The 19,157-nt window shown below is 57.9% G+C and carries 16 protein-coding genes and 1 pseudogene; 12 read left to right on the top strand and 5 right to left on the bottom strand.

Annotated features, from left to right (window positions below; translation table 11 throughout):
- Window positions 1–80: 80 nt before the first annotated feature.
- Entirely contained in the window at window positions 81–2,783 is a 2,703-nt protein-coding gene (locus AB4N98_RS08390; protein ID WP_460149365.1) for a hypothetical protein, read from the bottom strand.
- 281 nt (window positions 2,784–3,064) lie between these two features.
- Window positions 3,065–3,775 carry an SIMPL domain-containing protein gene (locus tag AB4N98_RS08385; protein ID WP_065877300.1) on the bottom strand — a complete coding sequence of 237 codons (711 nt, stop codon included), beginning with the start codon at window positions 3,773–3,775 and terminating at the stop codon, window positions 3,065–3,067.
- A 204-nt stretch (window positions 3,776–3,979) separates the two neighbouring features.
- On the opposite strand from AB4N98_RS08385, the gene AB4N98_RS08380 reads away from it, so the two are divergent.
- The 3 genes from AB4N98_RS08380 (at window position 3,980) to AB4N98_RS08370 (ending at window position 7,620) form a co-directional block, all read left to right on the top strand.
- Window positions 3,980–5,242 (top strand): ATP-binding protein, encoded by a 1,263-nt coding sequence (locus AB4N98_RS08380; protein ID WP_017530125.1) that lies wholly within the window; start codon window positions 3,980–3,982, stop codon window positions 5,240–5,242.
- The gene (locus AB4N98_RS08375) at window positions 5,235–5,795 is read left to right on the top strand and encodes a response regulator transcription factor (protein ID WP_003171731.1); all 561 of its coding nucleotides are present in this window, start codon (window positions 5,235–5,237) and stop codon (window positions 5,793–5,795) included. The genes AB4N98_RS08380 and AB4N98_RS08375 overlap by 8 nt, the downstream gene beginning before the upstream one ends.
- A 100-nt stretch (window positions 5,796–5,895) precedes the next feature.
- Window positions 5,896–7,620, top strand: a complete 1,725-nt coding sequence (locus AB4N98_RS08370) for an ABC transporter ATP-binding protein/permease (RefSeq protein WP_065877299.1) — start codon at window positions 5,896–5,898, stop codon at window positions 7,618–7,620.
- 128 nt (window positions 7,621–7,748) lie between these two features.
- On the opposite strand, the gene AB4N98_RS08365 is transcribed toward AB4N98_RS08370, so the two are convergent.
- On the bottom strand, window positions 7,749–8,186 hold the full coding sequence (locus AB4N98_RS08365) for a Z-ring associated ZapG family protein (protein ID WP_003171734.1): 438 nt from the start codon (window positions 8,184–8,186) through the stop codon (window positions 7,749–7,751).
- A gap of 146 nt (window positions 8,187–8,332) precedes the next feature.
- Here AB4N98_RS08365 and AB4N98_RS08360 point away from each other — a divergent pair, with 146 nt between their 5' ends.
- From AB4N98_RS08360 to zapE, 3 genes and pseudogenes are all read left to right on the top strand, one after another.
- Window positions 8,333–8,962: an alpha/beta hydrolase gene (locus AB4N98_RS08360; protein WP_017530123.1), complete on the top strand. Its 630-nt coding sequence runs from the start codon at window positions 8,333–8,335 to the stop codon at window positions 8,960–8,962.
- A 25-nt stretch (window positions 8,963–8,987) separates the two neighbouring features.
- The gene (locus tag AB4N98_RS08355; protein WP_017530122.1) at window positions 8,988–10,343 is read left to right on the top strand and encodes a tryptophan--tRNA ligase; all 1,356 of its coding nucleotides are present in this window, start codon (window positions 8,988–8,990) and stop codon (window positions 10,341–10,343) included.
- Between the two features lie 79 nt (window positions 10,344–10,422).
- Window positions 10,423–11,516: pseudogene (gene zapE / locus AB4N98_RS08350) on the top strand (cell division protein ZapE).
- Between the two features lie 135 nt (window positions 11,517–11,651).
- Here zapE and AB4N98_RS08345 read toward each other — a convergent pair.
- Window positions 11,652–12,572 carry a GlxA family transcriptional regulator gene (locus AB4N98_RS08345; RefSeq protein ID WP_175404191.1) on the bottom strand — a complete coding sequence of 307 codons (921 nt, stop codon included), beginning with the start codon at window positions 12,570–12,572 and terminating at the stop codon, window positions 11,652–11,654.
- Between the two features lie 220 nt (window positions 12,573–12,792).
- On the opposite strand from AB4N98_RS08345, the gene AB4N98_RS08340 reads away from it, so the two are divergent.
- On the top strand, window positions 12,793–13,929 hold the full coding sequence (locus AB4N98_RS08340; protein WP_065877298.1) for an acyl-CoA dehydrogenase family protein: 1,137 nt from the start codon (window positions 12,793–12,795) through the stop codon (window positions 13,927–13,929).
- 108 nt (window positions 13,930–14,037) lie between these two features.
- Here AB4N98_RS08340 and AB4N98_RS08335 read toward each other — a convergent pair whose 3' ends face one another.
- The gene (locus tag AB4N98_RS08335; protein WP_368949024.1) at window positions 14,038–15,078 is read right to left on the bottom strand and encodes an NADP(H)-dependent aldo-keto reductase; all 1,041 of its coding nucleotides are present in this window, start codon (window positions 15,076–15,078) and stop codon (window positions 14,038–14,040) included.
- Window positions 15,079–15,326: 248 nt separating this feature from the next.
- Between AB4N98_RS08335 and rplM the strand changes: the two genes are divergently transcribed.
- The 5 genes from rplM to AB4N98_RS08310 all read left to right on the top strand — a co-directional run bounded on the left by rplM (window position 15,327) and on the right by AB4N98_RS08310 (window position 19,015).
- A complete protein-coding gene (rplM, locus tag AB4N98_RS08330) occupies window positions 15,327–15,755 on the top strand; it encodes a 50S ribosomal protein L13 (protein ID WP_003171742.1) in 429 nt (142 codons plus the stop codon).
- Window positions 15,756–15,769: 14 nt separating this feature from the next.
- Entirely contained in the window at window positions 15,770–16,162 is a 393-nt protein-coding gene (gene rpsI / locus AB4N98_RS08325) for a 30S ribosomal protein S9 (RefSeq protein WP_003216038.1), read from the top strand.
- A gap of 266 nt (window positions 16,163–16,428) precedes the next feature.
- Window positions 16,429–17,022 (top strand): ubiquinol-cytochrome c reductase iron-sulfur subunit, encoded by a 594-nt coding sequence (petA, locus tag AB4N98_RS08320; RefSeq protein WP_034095877.1) that lies wholly within the window; start codon window positions 16,429–16,431, stop codon window positions 17,020–17,022.
- On the top strand, window positions 17,022–18,233 hold the full coding sequence (locus AB4N98_RS08315; protein ID WP_003171746.1) for a cytochrome b: 1,212 nt from the start codon (window positions 17,022–17,024) through the stop codon (window positions 18,231–18,233). The genes petA and AB4N98_RS08315 overlap by 1 nt, the downstream gene beginning before the upstream one ends.
- A complete protein-coding gene (locus tag AB4N98_RS08310) occupies window positions 18,233–19,015 on the top strand; it encodes a cytochrome c1 (protein WP_017530115.1) in 783 nt (260 codons plus the stop codon). The genes AB4N98_RS08315 and AB4N98_RS08310 overlap by 1 nt, the downstream gene beginning before the upstream one ends.
- Window positions 19,016–19,157 lie beyond the last annotated feature (142 nt).

Here is a 19,157-nt window from a genome sequence, read left to right as displayed (position 1 = left end):
GGGCAGGTATATAAAGGCTGCTCAAACGAAAACGGCGGTCACCGAGGTTACCGCCGTTATGTTGTATCAGGAAGGCGTGGTTACTGTTTTAGATCGACGATGCTCGACGCCGTCAGGGTGAACGGTGCCTTTTTATTAATGGCGTAAGGGTTTGCGTCTTCGTTCAGTTCATTGGTTTCTGCGATATCGAAGGTTCGACGCGCGGTGACCTCCATATCGGGTATGGGCGCCGCATCGTTATCGAGGTCGAGTAAGTTGATGTCAGCCTCCAGTTTGACCTGGGCCGTAGGTGTTTGTGGGTCATAAGTAATGATGTAGTGAGTGTCCTTGCCCCGAAATCCCACATGTTCCTGTAATTGGTTGATTTTCAACTCGACCGCTGTGGGCGCTACACTGCCCTGATGCGCGACTTCGGAGATGCGCGAGCGCAAGAGGGGGTCGGGAATGGCACTTTCAAATTGCTTGAGTCGCAGGGCCAGTGTTTCACCATCAGCTTTTCCCGAGGCGTCCAGTTTTACCGTGGTGTAACCGTCGGGTTGCTTTATTTGGACGGTGTAGCGGTCACGGTTCAAATCCTTGAGAAAGTTCTGTGAGTAGGGCGTTTCACTGTGCTCGTTGTGCTGCGCTTTTTCGCTGGAAGAAACCTCGAAGTTGTCCTCTGCAACGCTCCAGGAAACATTGAGCTTGCGTTTAAGAACGTCCCCGTCGTTGAAGTTGCTGATCGATTGCTCGTAAATGGTATTGCTGTTGTAGTTAAAGACTTTGTCAAAACGATCGGCACCGCTGGTCTTGGGATCGCCCAGTACATCGAATCCGTCGGAAAGCCGTGGCTGAATCTTCACGTTCTCTGTGGGGGGGCTCGAAGGTGCGCGACTCCAAGGCCATATGCCGCCGCCCTCTATTCCTCGTCGTTGCCAGACCCCGGCTTCGTCAGGCTTGGCGACAATTGCGCTGTGCGCCAGTTTCGACGGGTCAGCCGGGTCCCTGACGCGCAATAAGTAATGCTCGCCGTCGCTGGCATCAGGCTTATCAGCGACGAAATATTTTTTATCCTTGAACTCGATTTCCCGCATACCCGGGAAGGATTGCGCGGGCTCGTTGGTGGGTTCTACATCAGGCGCTGCCTTGGGTGTGGTTGAGGCCAGATCGCGGTTGTTCAACGTTTCGGGGACGCGCGCCAGTTCAAAATCGCTCGTCTGCGGATTTAGCCGCCATCTGAAGTCGCTGTTGTCGGGGGCCACCGGGACACTGCCCAGGCCACGCTCTGCCCCTGCGGTTGCGACCTCGTGCACCAGCTGCAGGCTGCAGATGACGGCTGCGGCATTGCCGCCAACGCGATCCTCGGCCGTCATGCCATAGATGCCATCGTGCACGCCGAAGACGATGTTGCCGGCGTTGCCAACCACGGGCAGGTAGCCGAAGGTATTGCCCCAAAATTCCTTTGCGGCCTTCCAGCTTTGTTGTGAAGAACCAAAGACCTCGGTCTGGTCGTTCCATACCGCGTTTTTGGCGTTCTGAGCCTGGTATTGGGAGGCAACTTTATCCACGTTGGCGTATTTCAACCGATAGTCGGCGTGTCGCCCGCGGGTGTAATTAAAGGTTTCCCGGATCGGTATGGCCTGGTCCTTGAGGAAGTTTTGATACCCAGGATAAGTGGCGTGATTGTCGGCGATTAAATTATCAAGAACCTCGCCAGCCTTTGGCCAATGGGCGTCATGGCCTCCTTGCCGGTCACTGGCATTGAAGCTGAGTTGCAGGTGGTTGCGATTGTTTTTAGCCCAATCGACAAAACCCTTATCGCCATGTATTTCATAGGCGGCGCCATGTCGTAAGTCGATCATCAGGCCTTGATTAGGCCTATTCCTGTAATTGCCGTCATAGGGCGTATAAGGAACAAATGCATAATCCGCCAGTGGGTAGCCATAAATATTGGGAATGATAACTTGGCCGTTCTGCTCCAGTGTTCGCTTGACTGCCGCTTGGGCTTGCGCACTGAGCTTTTCAAAGCTGTCCTTGTTGTTAGCGAGGCTTTGTAAACTGCCCTTTAATACATAGGCATCCGATTTTCCTGAGCGTCGCGCAATGACGCCCGAGGCGTTCCGCATTGGTGTCGCTATCTCTTTTTCCCAATGATCTTGAAGTTTCTTACCGATGGTTTCCAGATCGTTGACCTTGCCCCGGTCTATTTCGTCGATTTCCATAAAATGAAAATTGAGCGGGCCGCCGCGTTCTACTTTGTCGTGAGCAAACGCACCCGCTGCGATTTCCCAAGCAAAATAAGTACGCTTTTCGGTGTCGGTAAGATGTTCTGGTTTGCCCAAGCCCGTATAGGAAGTAAATGTCACTGTGATCTTTTCGTGCGGGTCGACCCCCGCAGCCAATAACCCCCCGCTGAAGTACCCTGCGGGTTCCATGAACTGGCGTGCGCGTTGGAACTTAACGTTTCTTTCGCCTTCGCTGCCGCTTTCTATATTCCGGATCTGCGTTTTTACGCGATCGGCATAAGCACCGATACGCTGCTCCCGCTGATGAATGGACACGCTCGCATCCAGCGCCATCGCGGTGTTCGAACCGTAAATCGTGGCGTTGTAGGGGGCCGATTCAGCTGTGTGCCGAGGCGTTGGAGGCGGCTTTTGCCCAAGCCCGATCGTTTTGTCCTCTGCACGATTTACCTGGCCCGGCAGCTGGTTATCGGCAGAGGCTGATTCATCAATCGATCGAGGAGGGCGGCTATGCGCGGGTGAATGGGCGCCGACCACATAAGGACTCGGATTTATATTCATCCTCGGTTCCTTATTGTCGGAGCGTTTGAAACACGATGGTTTTTTGAGTCGGCGGGTCGCAAGCGGTGTGTGGGGCGGATAGTCATGTGGGTGCTCCTCGGCGGTGATCTGAATACATCCCCGCTGCACGCTCCTTGTCAGGCGGGACTGTATGTATGTGTTGAAAACCGCCGCCAGGATTCCCGCATAAACGTCGCAATTAATGACCAAACGTTGCGATTGCACAGCCGAAAAAAAACGGCGCAGACCTGAGGTCGCGCCGTTTTTTATCCGTGAAAAAACTACTGAATAACTTCGATCACACCATCGGCAGACATCGTGACCTGGCTGGTACCGGCCTCGACCTCAGGGATCGCCGAGTCCTCCATGGCCGCCGCTTTCATCATCATCGCCCCACGGGCGTAAGGTTGTGGGTAGCCATTGGTATTGAAGTTCAAGTTGACGATCTTGTAGCCCTTGCCGCCCAGCGCGTCGGTGGCCAGTTGCGCACGGGCTTTGAATGCAGTGACTGCGTCCTTGAGCAGGGCATCTTCGCTGGCTTTGCGCGTGGCGTCGGCGATGGCGAAATCCATGTTTTGCATTTTCAGGGTGTTAAGCAGTTCGCCGGTGAGTTTGGACAACGCCGGGAAATCCGCGCTTTCGAGGCGCAGTTCGGCGCGCTCACGCCAGCCGGTGATCTTTTGGTTCTTGTTGTCGTAGATCGGGTAGCTGTTACGGCTGCCCTGGCGCAGGGTCACGGCCTTGACTTCGCGGGCCTGGCCCAGGGCTTTGTTGAGAGTGGTGGTGATTTCGGCGGCGAGCTTGGCCGGGTCGGCGTTCTGGGACTCGGTGTAGAGGGTGACGATCATCTTGTCGCGGGCCACTTCCTGGCTGGCTTCGGCGCGCAGGGAGATCTGGTTGTAATGAAGGTCATCGCCAGCCTGTGCCGGAACGCTGGCCAGGGTGCCGACGCTGAGGGTGATGATGGCTGCATTGCGAGTGAAACGTGACATGGAAGCTCCTTGGGCGGTTCGTATCGGTATGACTGTAGACGGTAACGTCGGGTTCTTCGGGTTTACACATCAGCTACAAATTGTCTGGGCGGCGACGAGCGGTCATTTGGGTGGCCTGCGGCAAAGAGCCACACACGCCGTGCCGGCAGGCCTGCTTCGTTTATACTCCTGCCGATCTGCTAGCAGCGCCCACCGGGAGAGCTCATGCTCGCCGCCGTAAAACTGACTTCCGCCACCCGCCAGAACCTCTGGCGCCTGACGTTCATTCGTACCCTGGTACTGGCCGCACAGGCCGGTTCGGTGGGGCTTGCCTATTGGTTCGACCTGCTGCCGCTGCCCTGGCTGCCACTGGGCGTTACCCTCGGGTTCTCCACCGTGCTTTGCGTGTTTACCGCGATCCGGTTGCGCACCACCTGGCCGGTGACCGAGTTGGAATATGCCCTGCAATTGGCTTGCGACTTATTTATCCACAGTGTGTTGCTGTATTTCTCCGGTGGTTCCACCAACCCGTTCGTTTCGTATTACCTGGTGCCGCTGACCATCGCTGCGGTGACGTTGCCGTGGCGCTATTCGGTGGTGCTGTCAGGCATCGCGCTGACCTTGTATACCTTGTTGTTGGCCCAGTTCTATCCGTTGCAGACGTTTCCCATCGCCCGAGAAAACCTGCAGATCTATGGGATGTGGTTGAGTTTTGCGTTGTCCGCCGCCGTGATCACTTTTTTTGCGGCGCGCATGGCCGAAGAGCTGCGCCGCCAGGAAGAACTGCGCGCTATCCGCCGTGAAGAGGGGCTGCGTGACCAGCAACTGCTGGCCGTCGCCACCCAGGCCGCGGGTGCCGCTCACGAGTTGGGCACGCCGCTGGCCACCATGAGCGTTTTGCTCAACGAAATGACGCAGGACCACCACGACCCCGTCCTGCAAGAAGATCTCGGCGTATTGCGCGAGCAGGTCAAGCAATGCAAGCAAACCTTGCAGCAACTGGTGCGTGCCGCCGAAGCCAATCGCCGCCTGGCGGTGGAGATGCAGGACGTCACCCACTGGCTCGATGAGGCCCTGAACCGCTGGCACCTGATGCGTCCCGAGGCCAGCTACCGCTTCCATCTGCTGGGGCAGGGTACCGTGCCGCGCATGGCACCGCCGCCGGACCTGACCCAGGCGCTGCTCAACCTGCTCAACAATGCCGCCGACGCTTGCCCCGAAGGTCTGGGCGTGCAGTTGGACTGGGATATGGAAAACGTGACCATCAGCATTCGCGACCACGGTGCCGGCGTGCCGCTGGCCATTGCCGAGCAGATCGGCAAGCCGTTCTTTACCACCAAGGGCAAAGGTTTCGGCCTGGGCCTGTTTTTGAGCAAGGCCAGCGTGACCCGCGCGGGCGGCTCAGTGAAGCTCTATAGTCATGAGGAAGGTGGCACGCTCACCGAGCTGCGCCTGCCCCGTGTCGCACGAGGAGATATCGATGAGTGACGAGATCCAAGTCGAAGGCGAAGAACTGCCGCACCTGTTGCTGGTAGATGACGACGCCACTTTTACCCGCGTGATGGCGCGCGCCATGAGCCGTCGCGGTTTCCGTGTAAGCACCGCCGGTTCCGCCGAAGAAGGCCTGACCATCGCCCAGGCCGACCTGCCGGACTACGCCGCGCTCGACCTGAAAATGGACGGCGATTCCGGCCTGGTGCTGCTGCCCAAGTTGTTGGAACTGGACCCGGAAATGCGCGTGGTGATCCTCACCGGTTACTCCAGCATTGCCACCGCCGTCGAGGCTATCAAGCGCGGCGCCTGCAACTACCTGTGCAAACCGGCGGATGCCGATGATGTACTGGCCGCCTTGCTTTCCGAGCACGCCGATCTCGACACCCTGGTGCCGGAAAACCCAATGTCGGTAGACCGCTTGCAGTGGGAACACATCCAGCGCGTGCTGACCGAACACGAAGGCAATATCTCCGCCACCGCGCGTGCCCTGGGCATGCACCGCCGCACCCTGCAACGCAAGTTGCAAAAACGTCCGGTACGACGCTGAACCTAGGCTGAACGACCCGCTTCAGGCCGCACGGAGCCCTGAACCGATCAATTATGATCGGTTCAAACGCCTGTCACTTCTTTCCTACCGAGCCTGAACGATGAATCAGAACGCTGAGTACTCCGCGGTCAATGACGCAGTGCGTGGGCAATTCTTGCGCCGAACCTGGGCGATGATCACGCCTTACTGGCGCAGTGAAGAGAAGGGCAAGGCCTGGCTGCTGCTGGCCGTGGTGATTGGTTTGTCGCTGTTCAGCGTGGCCATTTCGGTGTGGCTCAACCATTGGTACAAGGACTTCTACAACGCCCTGGAGAAAAAGGACACCGCTGCGTTCTGGCAGCAGATCGTCTATTTCTGCGGTATCGCCACGGTGGCGATTCTGGGCGCGGTGTACCGCCTCTACCTGACCCAGATGCTGACTATTCGCTGGCGTGCGTGGCTTACCGACAAGCACTTTGCACGTTGGCTGGGCGACAAAAATTACTACCAGTTGGAGCAGGGCGGCTACACCGATAACCCGGACCAGCGGATCTCCGAAGACCTCAACAGCTTTACCTCCAACACCCTGAGCCTGGGCCTTGGGCTGTTGCGCAATGTCGTCAGCCTGGTGTCGTTTTCGGTGATTTTGTGGGGCGTGTCGGGCAGCATTGATGTGTTCGGCATCACCATTCCCGGCTATATGTTTTGGTGCGCGTTGCTCTACGCCGCTGTCGGCAGTTGGCTGACGCACCTGATCGGGCGTCGTTTGATCGGCTTGAGTAACCAGCAACAACGTTTCGAAGCGGACCTGCGTTTCTCCATGGTGCGGGTGCGGGAGAATGCCGAAAGCATCGCCCTGTACAACGGCGAGCCTAACGAGAAGCAGCGTCTGAGCGCGCGGTTCGGCAAGGTCTGGCATAACTATTGGGACATCATGAAAGTGTCCAAGCGTTTGACGTTTTTCACCGCCGGCTATGAGCAGATTGCAATCGTCTTTGCGTTTATCGTCGCGGCGCCGCGGTATTTCGCCGGCAAGATCGAGCTGGGCGAGTTGATGCAAATCAACTCCGCATTCGGCAACGTGCAGGGCAACTTCAGCTGGTTTATCAGCGCGTATTCCGACCTCGCCGGCTGGCGCGCGACCAGCGACCGTCTATTGAGCTTTCAGCAGGCCATGACTGAAAACGAGCAACGCCCGGCAGCCATCGATGTGAGCACGCAGGGTGAACGCCTGGTGGTGCAAGGCTTGGGCATGAACCTGGGCGATGGTCGCCACTTGCTGACCGACGCCAACATGATCGTTGAGCCGGGCCAGCGCGTCATGCTCAGCGGCCGTTCCGGCAGCGGCAAAAGTACCTTGTTGCGCGCGATGGGCCATCTGTGGCCGGCGGGTCACGGCAGCATTCGCCTGCCGGCCAAGCGTTACCTGTTCCTGCCGCAGAAGCCCTACCTGCCGATCGGCACACTGAAGGCCGTGTTGAGTTACCCACAGGAAGACAGCGTCTACTCGCCGGAACGTTATGCACAGGTCCTGCAAACGTGCCGCTTGGCGCACCTGGTCGTGCGCCTGGACGAAGCCAATCATTGGCAACGCATGCTCTCACCGGGCGAGCAACAACGCTTGGCATTCGCCCGCGCCTTGTTGTTCGCGCCGCAGTGGTTGTACATGGATGAAGCGACCTCTGCCATGGATGAAGAGGACGAGGCGACGCTGTATCAAGCGTTGATCGATGAATTGCCGGGGCTGAGCATCGTCAGTGTCGGACATCGCAGCAGCCTCAAGCGTTTCCATGAGCGGCATGTGCGGATCGAGGGTGGTTGGCTGCAGGAGCAACCCGTGGCCTAAGGTCTTACTCGGTCAGTGTGGGAGGGGGCACGCCCCTCCCACATTTGACCTCAGTGTTTTCGCGAGTCAGCGACAACAAAAAGCCCGGTTGATCTTCGATCAGCCGGGCTTTTTTTGCTTGAAGAAACTTACTTCTTCAAGCCGTAATGCTCATCCAGCATGCCTGGAGCGTTTGGCGTTTTGGGTGCGTAGTCCCGTGGTGGCTCCTGGTTTTCCCGAGGTGGGGTCAGGCGTTCCCGTGGGGTTTGCGGAGCATCGGAATGCAGCGCGGCCAGCAGGCGCTGACGGGTGATGTCGTCGAGGGCTAGGCGGTTTGCGCCATCGGCGAGGTGATCCTGTACTTCCTGGTAGCTCTGAGTGAGCTTCTTGACCAGGGTCGCGGTGCTATTGAAGTGGGTAACAACCTCGTTCTGATAACTGTCAAAACGTTCCTGAATGTCATCCAACTGACGCTGCGTGCGGTTAGGCGCGGCATTCGGCAGCAGGCGAGCAACCAGGAATCCAATGGCGACACCGGCAACCAGGGCAAGAGTCGGCAACAACCAAACTAAGAGCGAGTGTTCCACGAGTCCTTCCTCTATAAACGGCTTTGCTTTACGTTAACGGCTCAAACCTGCGCTGTATACCGCGATTAAGCTCGCAATGATGCCATGCACAGACTTTTAGCTAGACGAGTCGACCCCTTGAGAGGTCACGGAGTTCATCCTTGCTCATGCGTGAAACCCCCGTTTTGATCGATGGCCCGGTGGGCCAACTGGAAGCCTTGTACCTCGACCACCCCGAACCACGTGGCCTGGCGCTGGTCTGCCACCCTAACCCGGTGCAAGGCGGGACCATGCTCAATAAAGTTGTGTCGACCCTGCAACGCACGGCTCGCGATGCCGGTTTGATTACGTTACGTTTTAATTACCGTGGCGTCGGCGCCAGTGCCGGTACGCATGACATGAGCACCGGTGAAGTCGACGATGCCGAAGCGGCCGTCACCTGGCTGCGTGAAAAACACCCCGACCTGCCGATCACCTTGCTCGGGTTTTCCTTTGGTGGCTACGTGGCCGCCAGCCTCGGTGGCCGTCTGGAAGCCAAGGGCGAAAAACTCGCGCACCTGTTCATGGTCGCCGCCGCCGTGATGCGCCTGCGTGATACGGATGTACTGCCTCAAGGCTGCCCATTGACCCTGATCCAGCCCGAAACCGACGAAGTGGTCGACCCGCAACTCGTCTACGACTGGTCCGGCGCCTTGAAACGCCCCCATGAGCTGCTGAAAGTGGCAGAATGCGGGCACTTTTTTCATGGCAAGCTCACCGATCTGAAGGATCTGGTGCTGCCGCGCCTCTCGAATTGATAGCAGTCTGATAAGCGATAAACCCATGACGACGCGTACCCGTATCCTCACCGGCATCACCACCACCGGCACGCCGCACCTGGGCAACTACGCCGGCGCGATCCGCCCCGCGATTCTTGCCAGCCAGGACGCAAATGCCGATTCCTTCTACTTCCTGGCCGACTACCACGCCCTGATCAAATGCGATGACCCGCAGCGCATCCAGCGCTCGCGTATGGAAATCGCCGCGACCTGGCTGGCCGGTGGCCTGGATGTGAACCGGGTAACGTTCTATCGCCAGTCCGACATTCCGGAAATTCCCGAACTGACCTGGTTGCTGACCTGTGTGGCCGCCAAAGGCTTGCTCAACCGCGCGCACGCCTACAAGGCCTCGGTGGACAAGAACGTGGAAACCGGCGAAGACCCGGACGCGGGCATCACCATGGGGCTGTACAGCTACCCGGTGCTGATGGCGGCGGACATTCTGATGTTCAACGCGCACAAAGTGCCGGTCGGCCGCGACCAGATCCAGCACGTGGAAATGGCGCGCGACATCGGCCAGCGTTTCAACCACCTGTTCGGCAACGGCAAAGAATTCTTCACCATGCCTGAGGCGTTGATCGAAGAAAGCGTCGCCACTTTGCCGGGCCTGGATGGCCGCAAGATGTCCAAGAGCTACGACAACACCATCCCGTTGTTCACCAGCGCCAAGGACATGAAGGACGCCATCTCGCGGATCGTCACCGACTCGCGCGCCCCTGGCGAAGCCAAGGACCCGGATAACTCACACCTGTTCACCCTGTACCAGGCGTTTGCCAGCAAGGCCCAGGAAGAGGCGTTCCGCGCCGAACTCCTGCAAGGTCTGGGCTGGGGCGAGGCGAAGAACCGTCTGTTCCAACTGCTCGACGGCCAACTGGGCGAAGCTCGCGAGCGTTACCACCAGTTGATGTCGCGCCCATCGGACATGGAAGACCTCTTGCTGGTAGGCGCCAAAAAAGCCCGTGCCGTGGCGGCGCCGTTCCTGGCCGAGCTGCGTGAAGCGGTGGGCCTGCGTTCGTTCGTCAACCAGGCGGCAGCGCCGGTCGCCAGCAAAAAGAAAGCTGCGAAAGCGGCGCGCTTTGTGAGTTTTCGCGAAGACGACGGCAGCTTTCGCTTCCGCCTGTTGGCTGCCGATGGCGAGCAATTGCTGCTGTCACGCAATTTTGCCGACGGCAAAGCGGCGGGCGCGGTGACCAAGCAACTGCAAAGCGGCGACGCTTTGGATGTACGCCCCGAAGCTCTGAGTTTTAGCGTCTGGCTGGACGGCGCCGTGGTCGCCGACGGCGCCGAGTTCGCCGACGGTGCATCACGTGATGCCGGCATTGAGGCTTTGCGCACTGCGTTGACGCCACTCGAGGATTAACCCGACCAAGGGTTGATTGCCATTATCCGGGGCCGTCGTTACAGTGACGGCCCGTTTTTGTTGCCTTGCTAACGAAATTATGACGCCCCTAGAACGATATCAAGCTGATCTGAAACGCCCTGAGTTCTTCCATGACGCGGCCCAGGAAACGGCGGTGCGTCATTTGCAGCGCCTCTACGACGACCTGCTCGCGGCCTCGCAAAGCAAGCCAGGGATGCTCGGCAAGCTGTTTGGCAAGAAAGACCGCGCACCGGTCAAGGGCCTGTACTTCTGGGGCGGCGTGGGACGCGGCAAGACCTACCTGGTCGATACCTTCTTCGAAGCACTGCCGTTCAAGGAAAAGGTCCGCACTCACTTCCACCGCTTCATGAAGCGCGTGCATGAAGAGATGAAAACCCTGCCGGGCGAGAAAAACCCGCTGACTATCATCGCCAAGCGCTTCTCCGACGAGGCGCGGGTGATCTGCTTCGATGAGTTCTTTGTCTCTGACATCACCGACGCCATGATCCTCGGCACCCTGATGGAAGAGCTGTTCAAAAATGGCGTGACCCTGGTGGCCACCTCGAACATCGTGCCCGACGGCCTGTACAAGGACGGCCTGCAACGCGCGCGCTTCCTGCCGGCCATCGCGTTGATCAAGCAGCACACCGAGATCGTCAACGTCGACAGCGGCGTCGACTACCGCCTGCGTCACCTGGAGCAAGCGGAGCTGTTCCACTTCCCGCTGAACGAAGCGGCCCATGAAAGCTTGAAAAAAGCTTCCGCGCGCTGACACCGGAATGCACCCAGGCGGTGGAAAACGACAAGTTGATGATCGAGAACCGCGAGATCATCGCCCTGCGTACCTGCGATGACGTGGCCTGGTTCGAATTCCGCCAACTGTGCGACGGCCCGCGTAGCCAGAACGACTACATCGAACTGGGCAAGATCTTCCATGCGGTGATCTTGAGTGGCGTGGAGCAGATGAGTGTCACTACTGACGATATCGCGCGGCGTTTTATCAACATGGTCGACGAATTCTACGACCGCAACGTCAAGCTGATCATCTCGGCGGAAGTTGAGCTTAAGGATCTGTACACCGGTGGCCGTTTGAACTTCGAGTTCCAGCGCACCCTGAGCCGCTTGCTGGAGATGCAGTCCCACGAGTTCCTGTCGCGCGGGCACAAGCCTTAAAAGCAACACAAATCAGAATGTGGGAGGGGGCTTGCTCCCGATAGCAGAATGTCAGTCACTGAAGATGTGGACTGACCCACCGCTATCGGGAGCAAGCCCCCTCCCACATTTTTTTACTGTGTTTGTTGGCTGGGGTTATGCCGCCTGCTGGAATTGCTGGCGATACTGGTTCGGCGACAATTCGGTGTGCTGCCTGAACAGCCGCGCAAAGAAACTCGCGTCGTCGTAACCCACCTCATAACTGATGGTCTTGATGCTCTTACGGCTGCCCGAGAGCAGGCCTTTGGCCGTCTCGATTCGCAGGCGTTGCAGGTAGTGCAACGGCTTGTCGCCGGTGGCGGTCTGGAAGCGGCGCATGAAGTTGCGGATGCTCATGCCGTGTTCGCGGGCGACATCCTCGAAGCGGAATTTGTCGGCAAAGTGCTCTTCGAGCCAGTGCTGGATCTGCAGGATGATCACGTCCTGGTGAAGTTTCTGCCCGCCAAAACCGATACGCCCCGGCGCATAGCTGCGTTGCACTTCATACAGAATGTCGCGGGCCACGGCCTGGGCAATGTTGGCGCCGCAGAAGCGCTCGATCAGGTAAATATAGAGGTCGCACGCTGAGGTAGTGCCGCCGGCGCAATACAGGTTATCGGCGTCCGTGAGGTGCTTGTCCTGGTTGAGCTGGACCTTGGGAAAGCGTTCGCTGAAGGCATTGAAGAAGCGCCAATAGGTGGTCGCCTCCTTGCCATCGAGCAACCCGGCTTCGGCCAGCCAGAACACCCCGGTGGCTTCACCGCAGAGCACGGCGCCGCGCGCATGTTGTTCGCGCAACCATGGCAGCACTTGCGGGTAGCGCGTGCAGAGGGCATCGAAGTCATCCCAGAAGGCTGGCAGGACGATGATGTCCGCATCTTCCAGGCCGCCATCCACCGGCATGATCACATCACTGAAGCTGCACACCGATTGCCCGTCGGGGCTGACCAGGCGCGTTGCGAATGCTGGCGTCAGGCCCAGGCCTTGCTGTTTGCCATAGCGCAGGCTGGCGAGGTGGAAGAAATCCTTGGCTTGCATGAGGGTTGAAGCGAATACCCGATCAATGGCCAAAATGCTGACGCGCCGCAGGGGCGTGGAGATTTGGTTAGACATAATTTCATTTATTCTTATAGGGGAAAGTGGTCACCAGACGGCTGGATCGTCTTATTTTTTGTCGCATGTGTCCAGTGTCCCGTGAGCCTTTCGCGGCATAGGCTCTGTAAGCTGATCTTTGTCCGACAATCCATGCAGGTGACCCATGATTCCCAGAACTTTGTTCACTCCGGAACACGAGCTCTTCCGCGAAAGCGTGCGCACTTTCCTCGAAAAAGACGCTGCTCCTTTCCATGGGCAATGGGAAAAGCAGGGTTTCATCGACCGCGATCTGTGGCGCAAGGCGGGGGAGGCCGGAATGCTGTGTTCCCATCTGCCGGAGGAATACGGTGGCCTGGGGGCGGACTTTCTCTACAGTGCGGTGGTGATCGAGGAGATCAGCCGGCTGGGCCTGACCGGCATCGGTTTTTCCCTGCATTCGGATATCGTCGCGCCGTACATCCTGCATTACGGCAGTGAGGCGCTGAAACACAAATACCTACCCAAATTGATCGCCGGCGAAATGGTCACCGCTATCGCCATGACCGAGCCGGGGGCCGGCTCCGACCTGCAAGGGGTCAAGACCAGCGCCGTGTTGGAGGGCGATGAGTATGTAATCAACGGCTCCAAGACGTTCATTACCAACGGCTATCTTGCCGACCTTGTGATCGTGGTGGCCAAGACCGATCCCAAGGCGGGCGCCAAGGGCACCAGCCTGTTTCTGGTGGAGGCCGATACGCCGGGCTTCGCCAAGGGCAAGCGGCTGGAGAAGGTGGGCATGAAGGCTCAGGACACCTCGGAGCTGTTCTTCCAGGATGTGCGCGTGCCCAGGGAAAACCTGCTAGGCCAGGCCGGAATGGGCTTCGCGTATTTGATGCAGGAGTTGCCTCAAGAACGTTTGACGGTGGCGATCGGGGCCTTGTCATCCGCCGAGGCGGCGTTGCAATGGACCTTGGAATACACCCGCGAACGCAAGGCGTTCGGCAAGGCGATTGCCGATTTCCAGAACACACGCTTCAAGCTGGCCGAGATGGCCACCGAGATTCAAATCGGTCGTGTATTCGTCGACCAGTGCATGGCGTTGCACCTGGAAGGCAAGCTGGACGTGCCCACGGCGGCGATGGCCAAGTACTGGGCCACTGACCTGCAGTGCAAGGTGCTGGATGAATGCGTGCAGTTGCACGGTGGCTACGGCTTCATGTGGGAATACCCGATCGCGCGGGCGTGGGCGGATGCGCGGGTGCAGCGAATTTATGCGGGGACCAACGAGATCATGAAAGAGATTATTGCGCGGGCGCTTTGAGTAATCTGGTGTTTGTTTGGGCCTCATCGGGGCAAGCCCCTTCCACACTTGAATGTGTGAACCCAGTCAAATGTGGGGGCTTGCTCCCGATGGCGGCCTAAAGATCAATCACGGCGCGGGGTTTGGATGATCCTTCTGAATCGCCTCAATCCCTTCCAGTACCTCCTTGGACAGTTTCAACTCGGCACTGGCAATGTTGCTATCCAACTGTTCCAGTGATGTGGCGCCAATAATATTGCTGGTCACAAACGGCTGCTGCGTCACGAACGCCAACGCCATCTGCGCTGGGTCCAGGCCGTGCTCGCGCGCCAGGGCGACATAACGGCTGCACGCCGCTTCCGACTGCGGGTTGAAGTAGCGACTGAAGCGGCTGTATTCGGTCAGGCGCGCCTTCGCCGGGCGTGCGCCACCTTCGTACTTGCCGCTGAGCATGCCGAACGCCAGGGGCGAGTAGGCCAGCAGGCCGCATTGCTCGCGAATGGCGACTTCCGCCAGGCCCACTTCAAAGCTGCGGTTGAGCAGGTTGTAGGGGTTCTGGATCGACACCGCGCGCGGCCAGCCACGGGCTTCGGCAAGGGCCAGGAATTTCATGGTGCCCCACGGCGTTTCGTTGGACAGGCCGATGTGGCGGATCTTGCCGGCTTTTACCTGTTCATCCAGCGCTTTGAGGGTTTCTTCAAGCGGTGTGAGGTCGTCTTCGTCCTTGTGCTTGTAGCTCAACTGGCCGAAAAAGTTGGTGCTGCGCTCCGGCCAGTGCAACTGGTAGAGGTCGATCCAGTCGGTTTGCAGGCGCTTGAGGCTGGCGTCGAGGGCTTCGGTGATGTGCTTGCGGTTATGGCGCAGGTGGCCGTCGCGGATGTAGTCAATGGTGTTGCCGGGGCCGGCGATCTTGCTGGCAAGGATCCAGTCGTTGCGGTCGCCACGGCTTTTGAAGTAATTACCGATGTAGCGTTCGGTGGTGGCGTAGGTGTCTGCTTTGGGCGGCACCGGGTACATTTCCGCCGTGTCGAGGAAGTTGATTCCCGCGGACTTGGCCCGCTCGATCTGCGCGAAGGCCTCTGCCTCGCTGTTCTGCTCACCCCAGGTCATGGTGCCCAGGGCTATCGCGCTCACGTTCAGATCCGTACGGCCCAGCTGTCGATAATCCATCGGGTACTCCTTCAGGGAAAACAATCATAAAAGCAGGTTGAATTTTTTTTCGCAATCTGCATAATTGCCCACCTCTTTCTGCAGTGGAAGTGATGCGCCGTCTGCCGAAGAATCTTGCCGTTGAACGGACGCGCCGACCCGAGCCCCCGATAGCGTCTGTATCCGGCTGCCTTTGACTTGTCAAAGTACGCACTATTCAGTAAGATCCGCCGTCTAATTTACAGGGCGGCCCCTGAGGCTATTAAAGAATGACAACTTTTACTGCAAAACCGGAAACAGTTCAGCGCGACTGGTTTGTCGTCGACGCCGCTGGTCAGACCCTGGGTCGTCTGGCCACTGAAGTCGCCAGCCGTCTGCGTGGCAAGCACAAGCCTGAGTACACCCCTCACGTTGACACCGGTGACTACATCGTGATCATCAACGCTGAGCAGGTACGTGTTACCGGCAACAAAGCGCAAGACAAAATGTACTACCGTCACTCCGGTTTCCCAGGCGGTATCAAGTCTTCCAACTTTGAAGGCCTGATCTCCAAGAAGCCTGAAGCCCCGATCGAAATCGCGGTCAAAGGCATGCTGCCTAAGGGCCCACTGGGTCGCGATATGTTTCGCAAGCTGAAAGTCTATGCGGGCGCTGTACACCCTCATGCTGCTCAGCAGCCCCAAGAACTGAAGTTTTAACGGAATAGTTCATTATGTCGGCGACTCAAAATTACGGCACTGGCCGTCGCAAAACCGCAACCGCACGCGTTTTCCTGCGTCCGGGCACTGGTAACATCTCGATCAACAACCGCACTCTGGAAAATTTCTTCGGTCGCGAAACTGCCCGCATGGTAGTTCGTCAGCCGCTGGAACTGACCGAGACCGTTGAAAAGTTCGACATCTACGTCACCGTTATCGGTGGCGGTGTAAGTGGTCAAGCTGGCGCAATCCGCCACGGTATCACTCGCGCTCTGATGCAGTACGACGAAACCCTGCGTGGCGCTCTGCGCAAAGCTGGCTTCGTAACTCGCGATGCCCGTGAAGTTGAACGTAAGAAAGTCGGTCTGCGTAAAGCGCGTAAGCGTCCGCAGTACTCGAAGCGTTAATTCGCTTTACGTTCCACAAAAACGCCCAGCCTCCTTACGGAGCTGGGCGTTTTTTATTGCCTGCGATTTATACACATTTTTCACCGTGACAACTTGCCACATCCGTAGACCCCCTATACTACAAGGCCTGGAGGCTGAGCCCTGGGCAATTCCCTTGTCAGACGTGGGGCTTTTCATTACCATTCGGCAAAATTTTTATAAGTTCAGATTTAATACTTAGTAGACGCCTGATTTAACAGGCCAAAAAGCTGATGGGAGAGGACTGAATGAGCAATGACGGCGTGAATGCAGGCCGGCGTCGCTTCTTGGTAGCAGCCACATCCGTGGTGGGTGCTGCAGGAGCGGTGGGGGCTGCGGTCCCGTTCGTGGGGTCATGGTTTCCCAGTGCCAAGGCGAAAGCCGCAGGTGCACCGGTGAAGGTGAATGTCAGCAAGATCGAGCCAGGCCAGCAGATGATTGCTGAATGGCGCGGCCAGCCGGTGTTCATTGTTCGTCGTACCGAGGAAATCCTGGGAAATCTGAAAAAGATCGAAGGTCAGTTGTCCGACCCGAAATCCGAGAAATCCGACCAACCCGCCTACGCCAAAAACGAAGCACGTTCGATCAAGCCAGAGATTCTGTTGCTGGTCGGTCTGTGTACCCACTTGGGTTGCTCGCCTACCTTCCGCCCGGAAGTCGCTCCTGTCGATCTGGGCAAGGACTGGGTCGGTGGTTATTTCTGCCCATGCCACGGTTCCCACTACGACCTTGCCGGACGCGTCTACAAGTCCCAACCCGCGCCATTGAACCTGCCCGTGCCACCGCATACCTACGAAACTGACGACCTTATTGTCATTGGCCTCGATAAGGAGAACGCGTGATGAGCAAGTTCATGGATTGGGTCGATGCGCGCTTCCCCGCCACTAAAATGTGGGAAGACCATCTCAGCAAGTACTACGCCCCGAAGAACTTCAACTTCTTCTATTTCTTTGGCTCCCTGGCACTCCTGGTGCTGGTCAACCAGATCGTTACCGGCGTCTGGCTGACGATGAGCTACACCCCTTCGGCGGAAGAGGCGTTTGCCTCCGTCGAATACATCATGCGTGACGTCGAGTACGGCTCGATCCTGCGTCTGCTGCACTCCACCGGTGCGTCGGCGTTCTTCATCGTGGTCTATCTGCATATGTTCCGTGGCCTGCTCTACGGTTCGTATCAGAAGCCTCGTGAGTTGGTGTGGGTGTTCGGCATGCTGATCTACCTGGCGCTGATGGCCGAAGCCTTCATGGGTTACCTGCTGCCGTGGGGCCAGATGTCGTACTGGGGCGCGCAGGTGATCATCTCGCTGTTTGGCGCGATCCCTGTGATCGGCAATGACCTGACCCAGTGGATCCGCGGTGACTACCTGATCTCCGGTATCACCTTGAACCGCTTCTTCGCGTTGCATGTGGTAGCCCTGCCTATCGTGATTCTTGGCCTTGTGGTGTTGCATATCCTGGCGCTGCATGAGGTGGGCTCCAACAACCCGGACGGCGTGGACATCAAGAAGCACAAGGACGAGAACGGCATCCCGCTGGATGGCATTCCATTCCACCCTTACTACACCGTGAAAGACATCGTCGGCGTAGTGGTGTTCTTGTTTGTATTCTGCTCGATCGTGTTCTTTTTCCCGGAGATGGGCGGTTATTTCCTGGAGAAACCTAACTTCGAACAGGCCAACGCCTTCAAGACGCCTGAGCACATTGCCCCGGTCTGGTACTTCACGCCGTTCTACGCGATCTTGCGTGCGATCCCCGACAAGCTCATGGGCGTAATTGCCATGGGTGCGGCCATTGCCGTGCTGTTCGTACTGCCTTGGCTCGACCGAAGCCCGGTCAAGTCCATGCGCTACAAAGGCTGGCTAAGCAAGATCTGGCTGTGGGTGTTCTGCATTGCCTTCGTGATCCTGGGCGTATTGGGCGTACTGGCGCCAACGCCTGAGCGTACGTTGTTGTCGCAGGTCTGCACCTTCCTGTACTTCGCCTACTTCATTCTGATGCCGTTCTACACCCGGCTCGAGAAGACCAAACCGGTTCCGGAAAGGGTGACTGGCTGATGAAAAAATTATTCGTTGCATTGATGCTTGCGGCCTTGCCGCTACTGTCCTTCGCCGCCGAGCACGGTGGCCCGGAGCTGGAAAAAGTCGACATCGATGTGTCTGACAAGGCTGCCCTGCAAGACGGCGCGCGAACGTTCGCCAACTACTGCATGGGCTGCCACAGCGCCAAGTTCCAACGTTACGAGCGCGTCGCCGACGACCTGGGCATTCCCCACGAGTTGATGCTGGAGAAACTGGTGTTCACCGGCGCCAAGATTGGTGACCACATGAACATCGGTATGAAACCGGCAGACGCCAAGGCCTGGTTCGGGGCTGCACCGCCTGACTTGACCCTGGTAGCCCGCGTGCGCGGCACCGACTGGCTCTACGGCTACCTCAAGTCTTTCTACGAAGACCCGGCCCGCCCTTGGGGTGTGAACAACAAAGTGTTCCCGAACGTCGGCATGCCTAACGTTCTGGTCGGCTTGCAGGGTCGCCAAGTGGTAGGATGCAAGCAGGTTCAGGTCGTGGACAATGGCAAGAAGCAATATGATCCGTTGACCGGTACGCCTCTGACTCATGAAGCGTGCGATCAACTGACCATTGTGCCCAAGACCGGTACGCTGAACGAAGAGCAGTTTGACGAGAAGGTCAAGAACCTCGTGACCTTCCTGGCCTACTCGGCCAACCCGGTCAAACTGCAGCACCAGCGCATTGGTACTTACGTCTTGCTGTACCTGGCTTTCTTCTTCGTATTCGCCTATCTGCTCAAACGCGAATACTGGAAAGATGTGCATTGATCCAACCGTAAGCAATTGCTGTTAATCTTGCGCGCCCAGCGGCATCCCTGACCCATAGTGACCTGGTTACCAGGTCCTACAGAGATGCTCTCTGGGCGCGCTCGTTTTTGAGCTTTCGATAATTTCAACAAGCGAGGAGGAC

This window comes from Pseudomonas sp. S3_E10 (assembly GCF_054667615.1).
Note: the sequence above shows the minus strand (reverse complement) of the source record. Positions and strands in the feature narration are given on the sequence as shown.

Bases quoted from the DNA above. Each gene is read 5' to 3' on its own strand.
- AB4N98_RS08380 (WP_017530125.1), top strand. From the start codon at position 3,980: ATGCTCGCCGCCGTAAAACTGACTTCCGCCACCCGCCAGAACCTCTGG.
- rplM (WP_003171742.1), top strand. From the start codon at position 15,327: ATGACAACTTTTACTGCAAAACCGGAAACAGTTCAGCGCGACTGGTTT.
- AB4N98_RS08375 (WP_003171731.1), top strand. From the start codon at position 5,235: ATGAGTGACGAGATCCAAGTCGAAGGCGAAGAACTGCCGCACCTGTTG.
- AB4N98_RS08340 (WP_065877298.1), top strand. From the start codon at position 12,793: ATGATTCCCAGAACTTTGTTCACTCCGGAACACGAGCTCTTCCGCGAA.
- AB4N98_RS08385 (WP_065877300.1), bottom strand. From the start codon at position 3,775: ATGTCACGTTTCACTCGCAATGCAGCCATCATCACCCTCAGCGTCGGC.
- petA (WP_034095877.1), top strand. From the start codon at position 16,429: ATGAGCAATGACGGCGTGAATGCAGGCCGGCGTCGCTTCTTGGTAGCA.
- AB4N98_RS08310 (WP_017530115.1), top strand. From the start codon at position 18,233: ATGAAAAAATTATTCGTTGCATTGATGCTTGCGGCCTTGCCGCTACTG.
- AB4N98_RS08360 (WP_017530123.1), top strand. From the start codon at position 8,333: ATGCGTGAAACCCCCGTTTTGATCGATGGCCCGGTGGGCCAACTGGAA.
- AB4N98_RS08315 (WP_003171746.1), top strand. From the start codon at position 17,022: ATGAGCAAGTTCATGGATTGGGTCGATGCGCGCTTCCCCGCCACTAAA.
- AB4N98_RS08335 (WP_368949024.1), bottom strand. From the start codon at position 15,078: ATGGATTATCGACAGCTGGGCCGTACGGATCTGAACGTGAGCGCGATA.
- AB4N98_RS08345 (WP_175404191.1), bottom strand. From the start codon at position 12,572: ATGCAAGCCAAGGATTTCTTCCACCTCGCCAGCCTGCGCTATGGCAAA.
- AB4N98_RS08355 (WP_017530122.1), top strand. From the start codon at position 8,988: ATGACGACGCGTACCCGTATCCTCACCGGCATCACCACCACCGGCACG.
- rpsI (WP_003216038.1), top strand. From the start codon at position 15,770: ATGTCGGCGACTCAAAATTACGGCACTGGCCGTCGCAAAACCGCAACC.
- AB4N98_RS08390 (WP_460149365.1), bottom strand. From the start codon at position 2,783: ATGAATATAAATCCGAGTCCTTATGTGGTCGGCGCCCATTCACCCGCG.
- AB4N98_RS08370 (WP_065877299.1), top strand. From the start codon at position 5,896: ATGAATCAGAACGCTGAGTACTCCGCGGTCAATGACGCAGTGCGTGGG.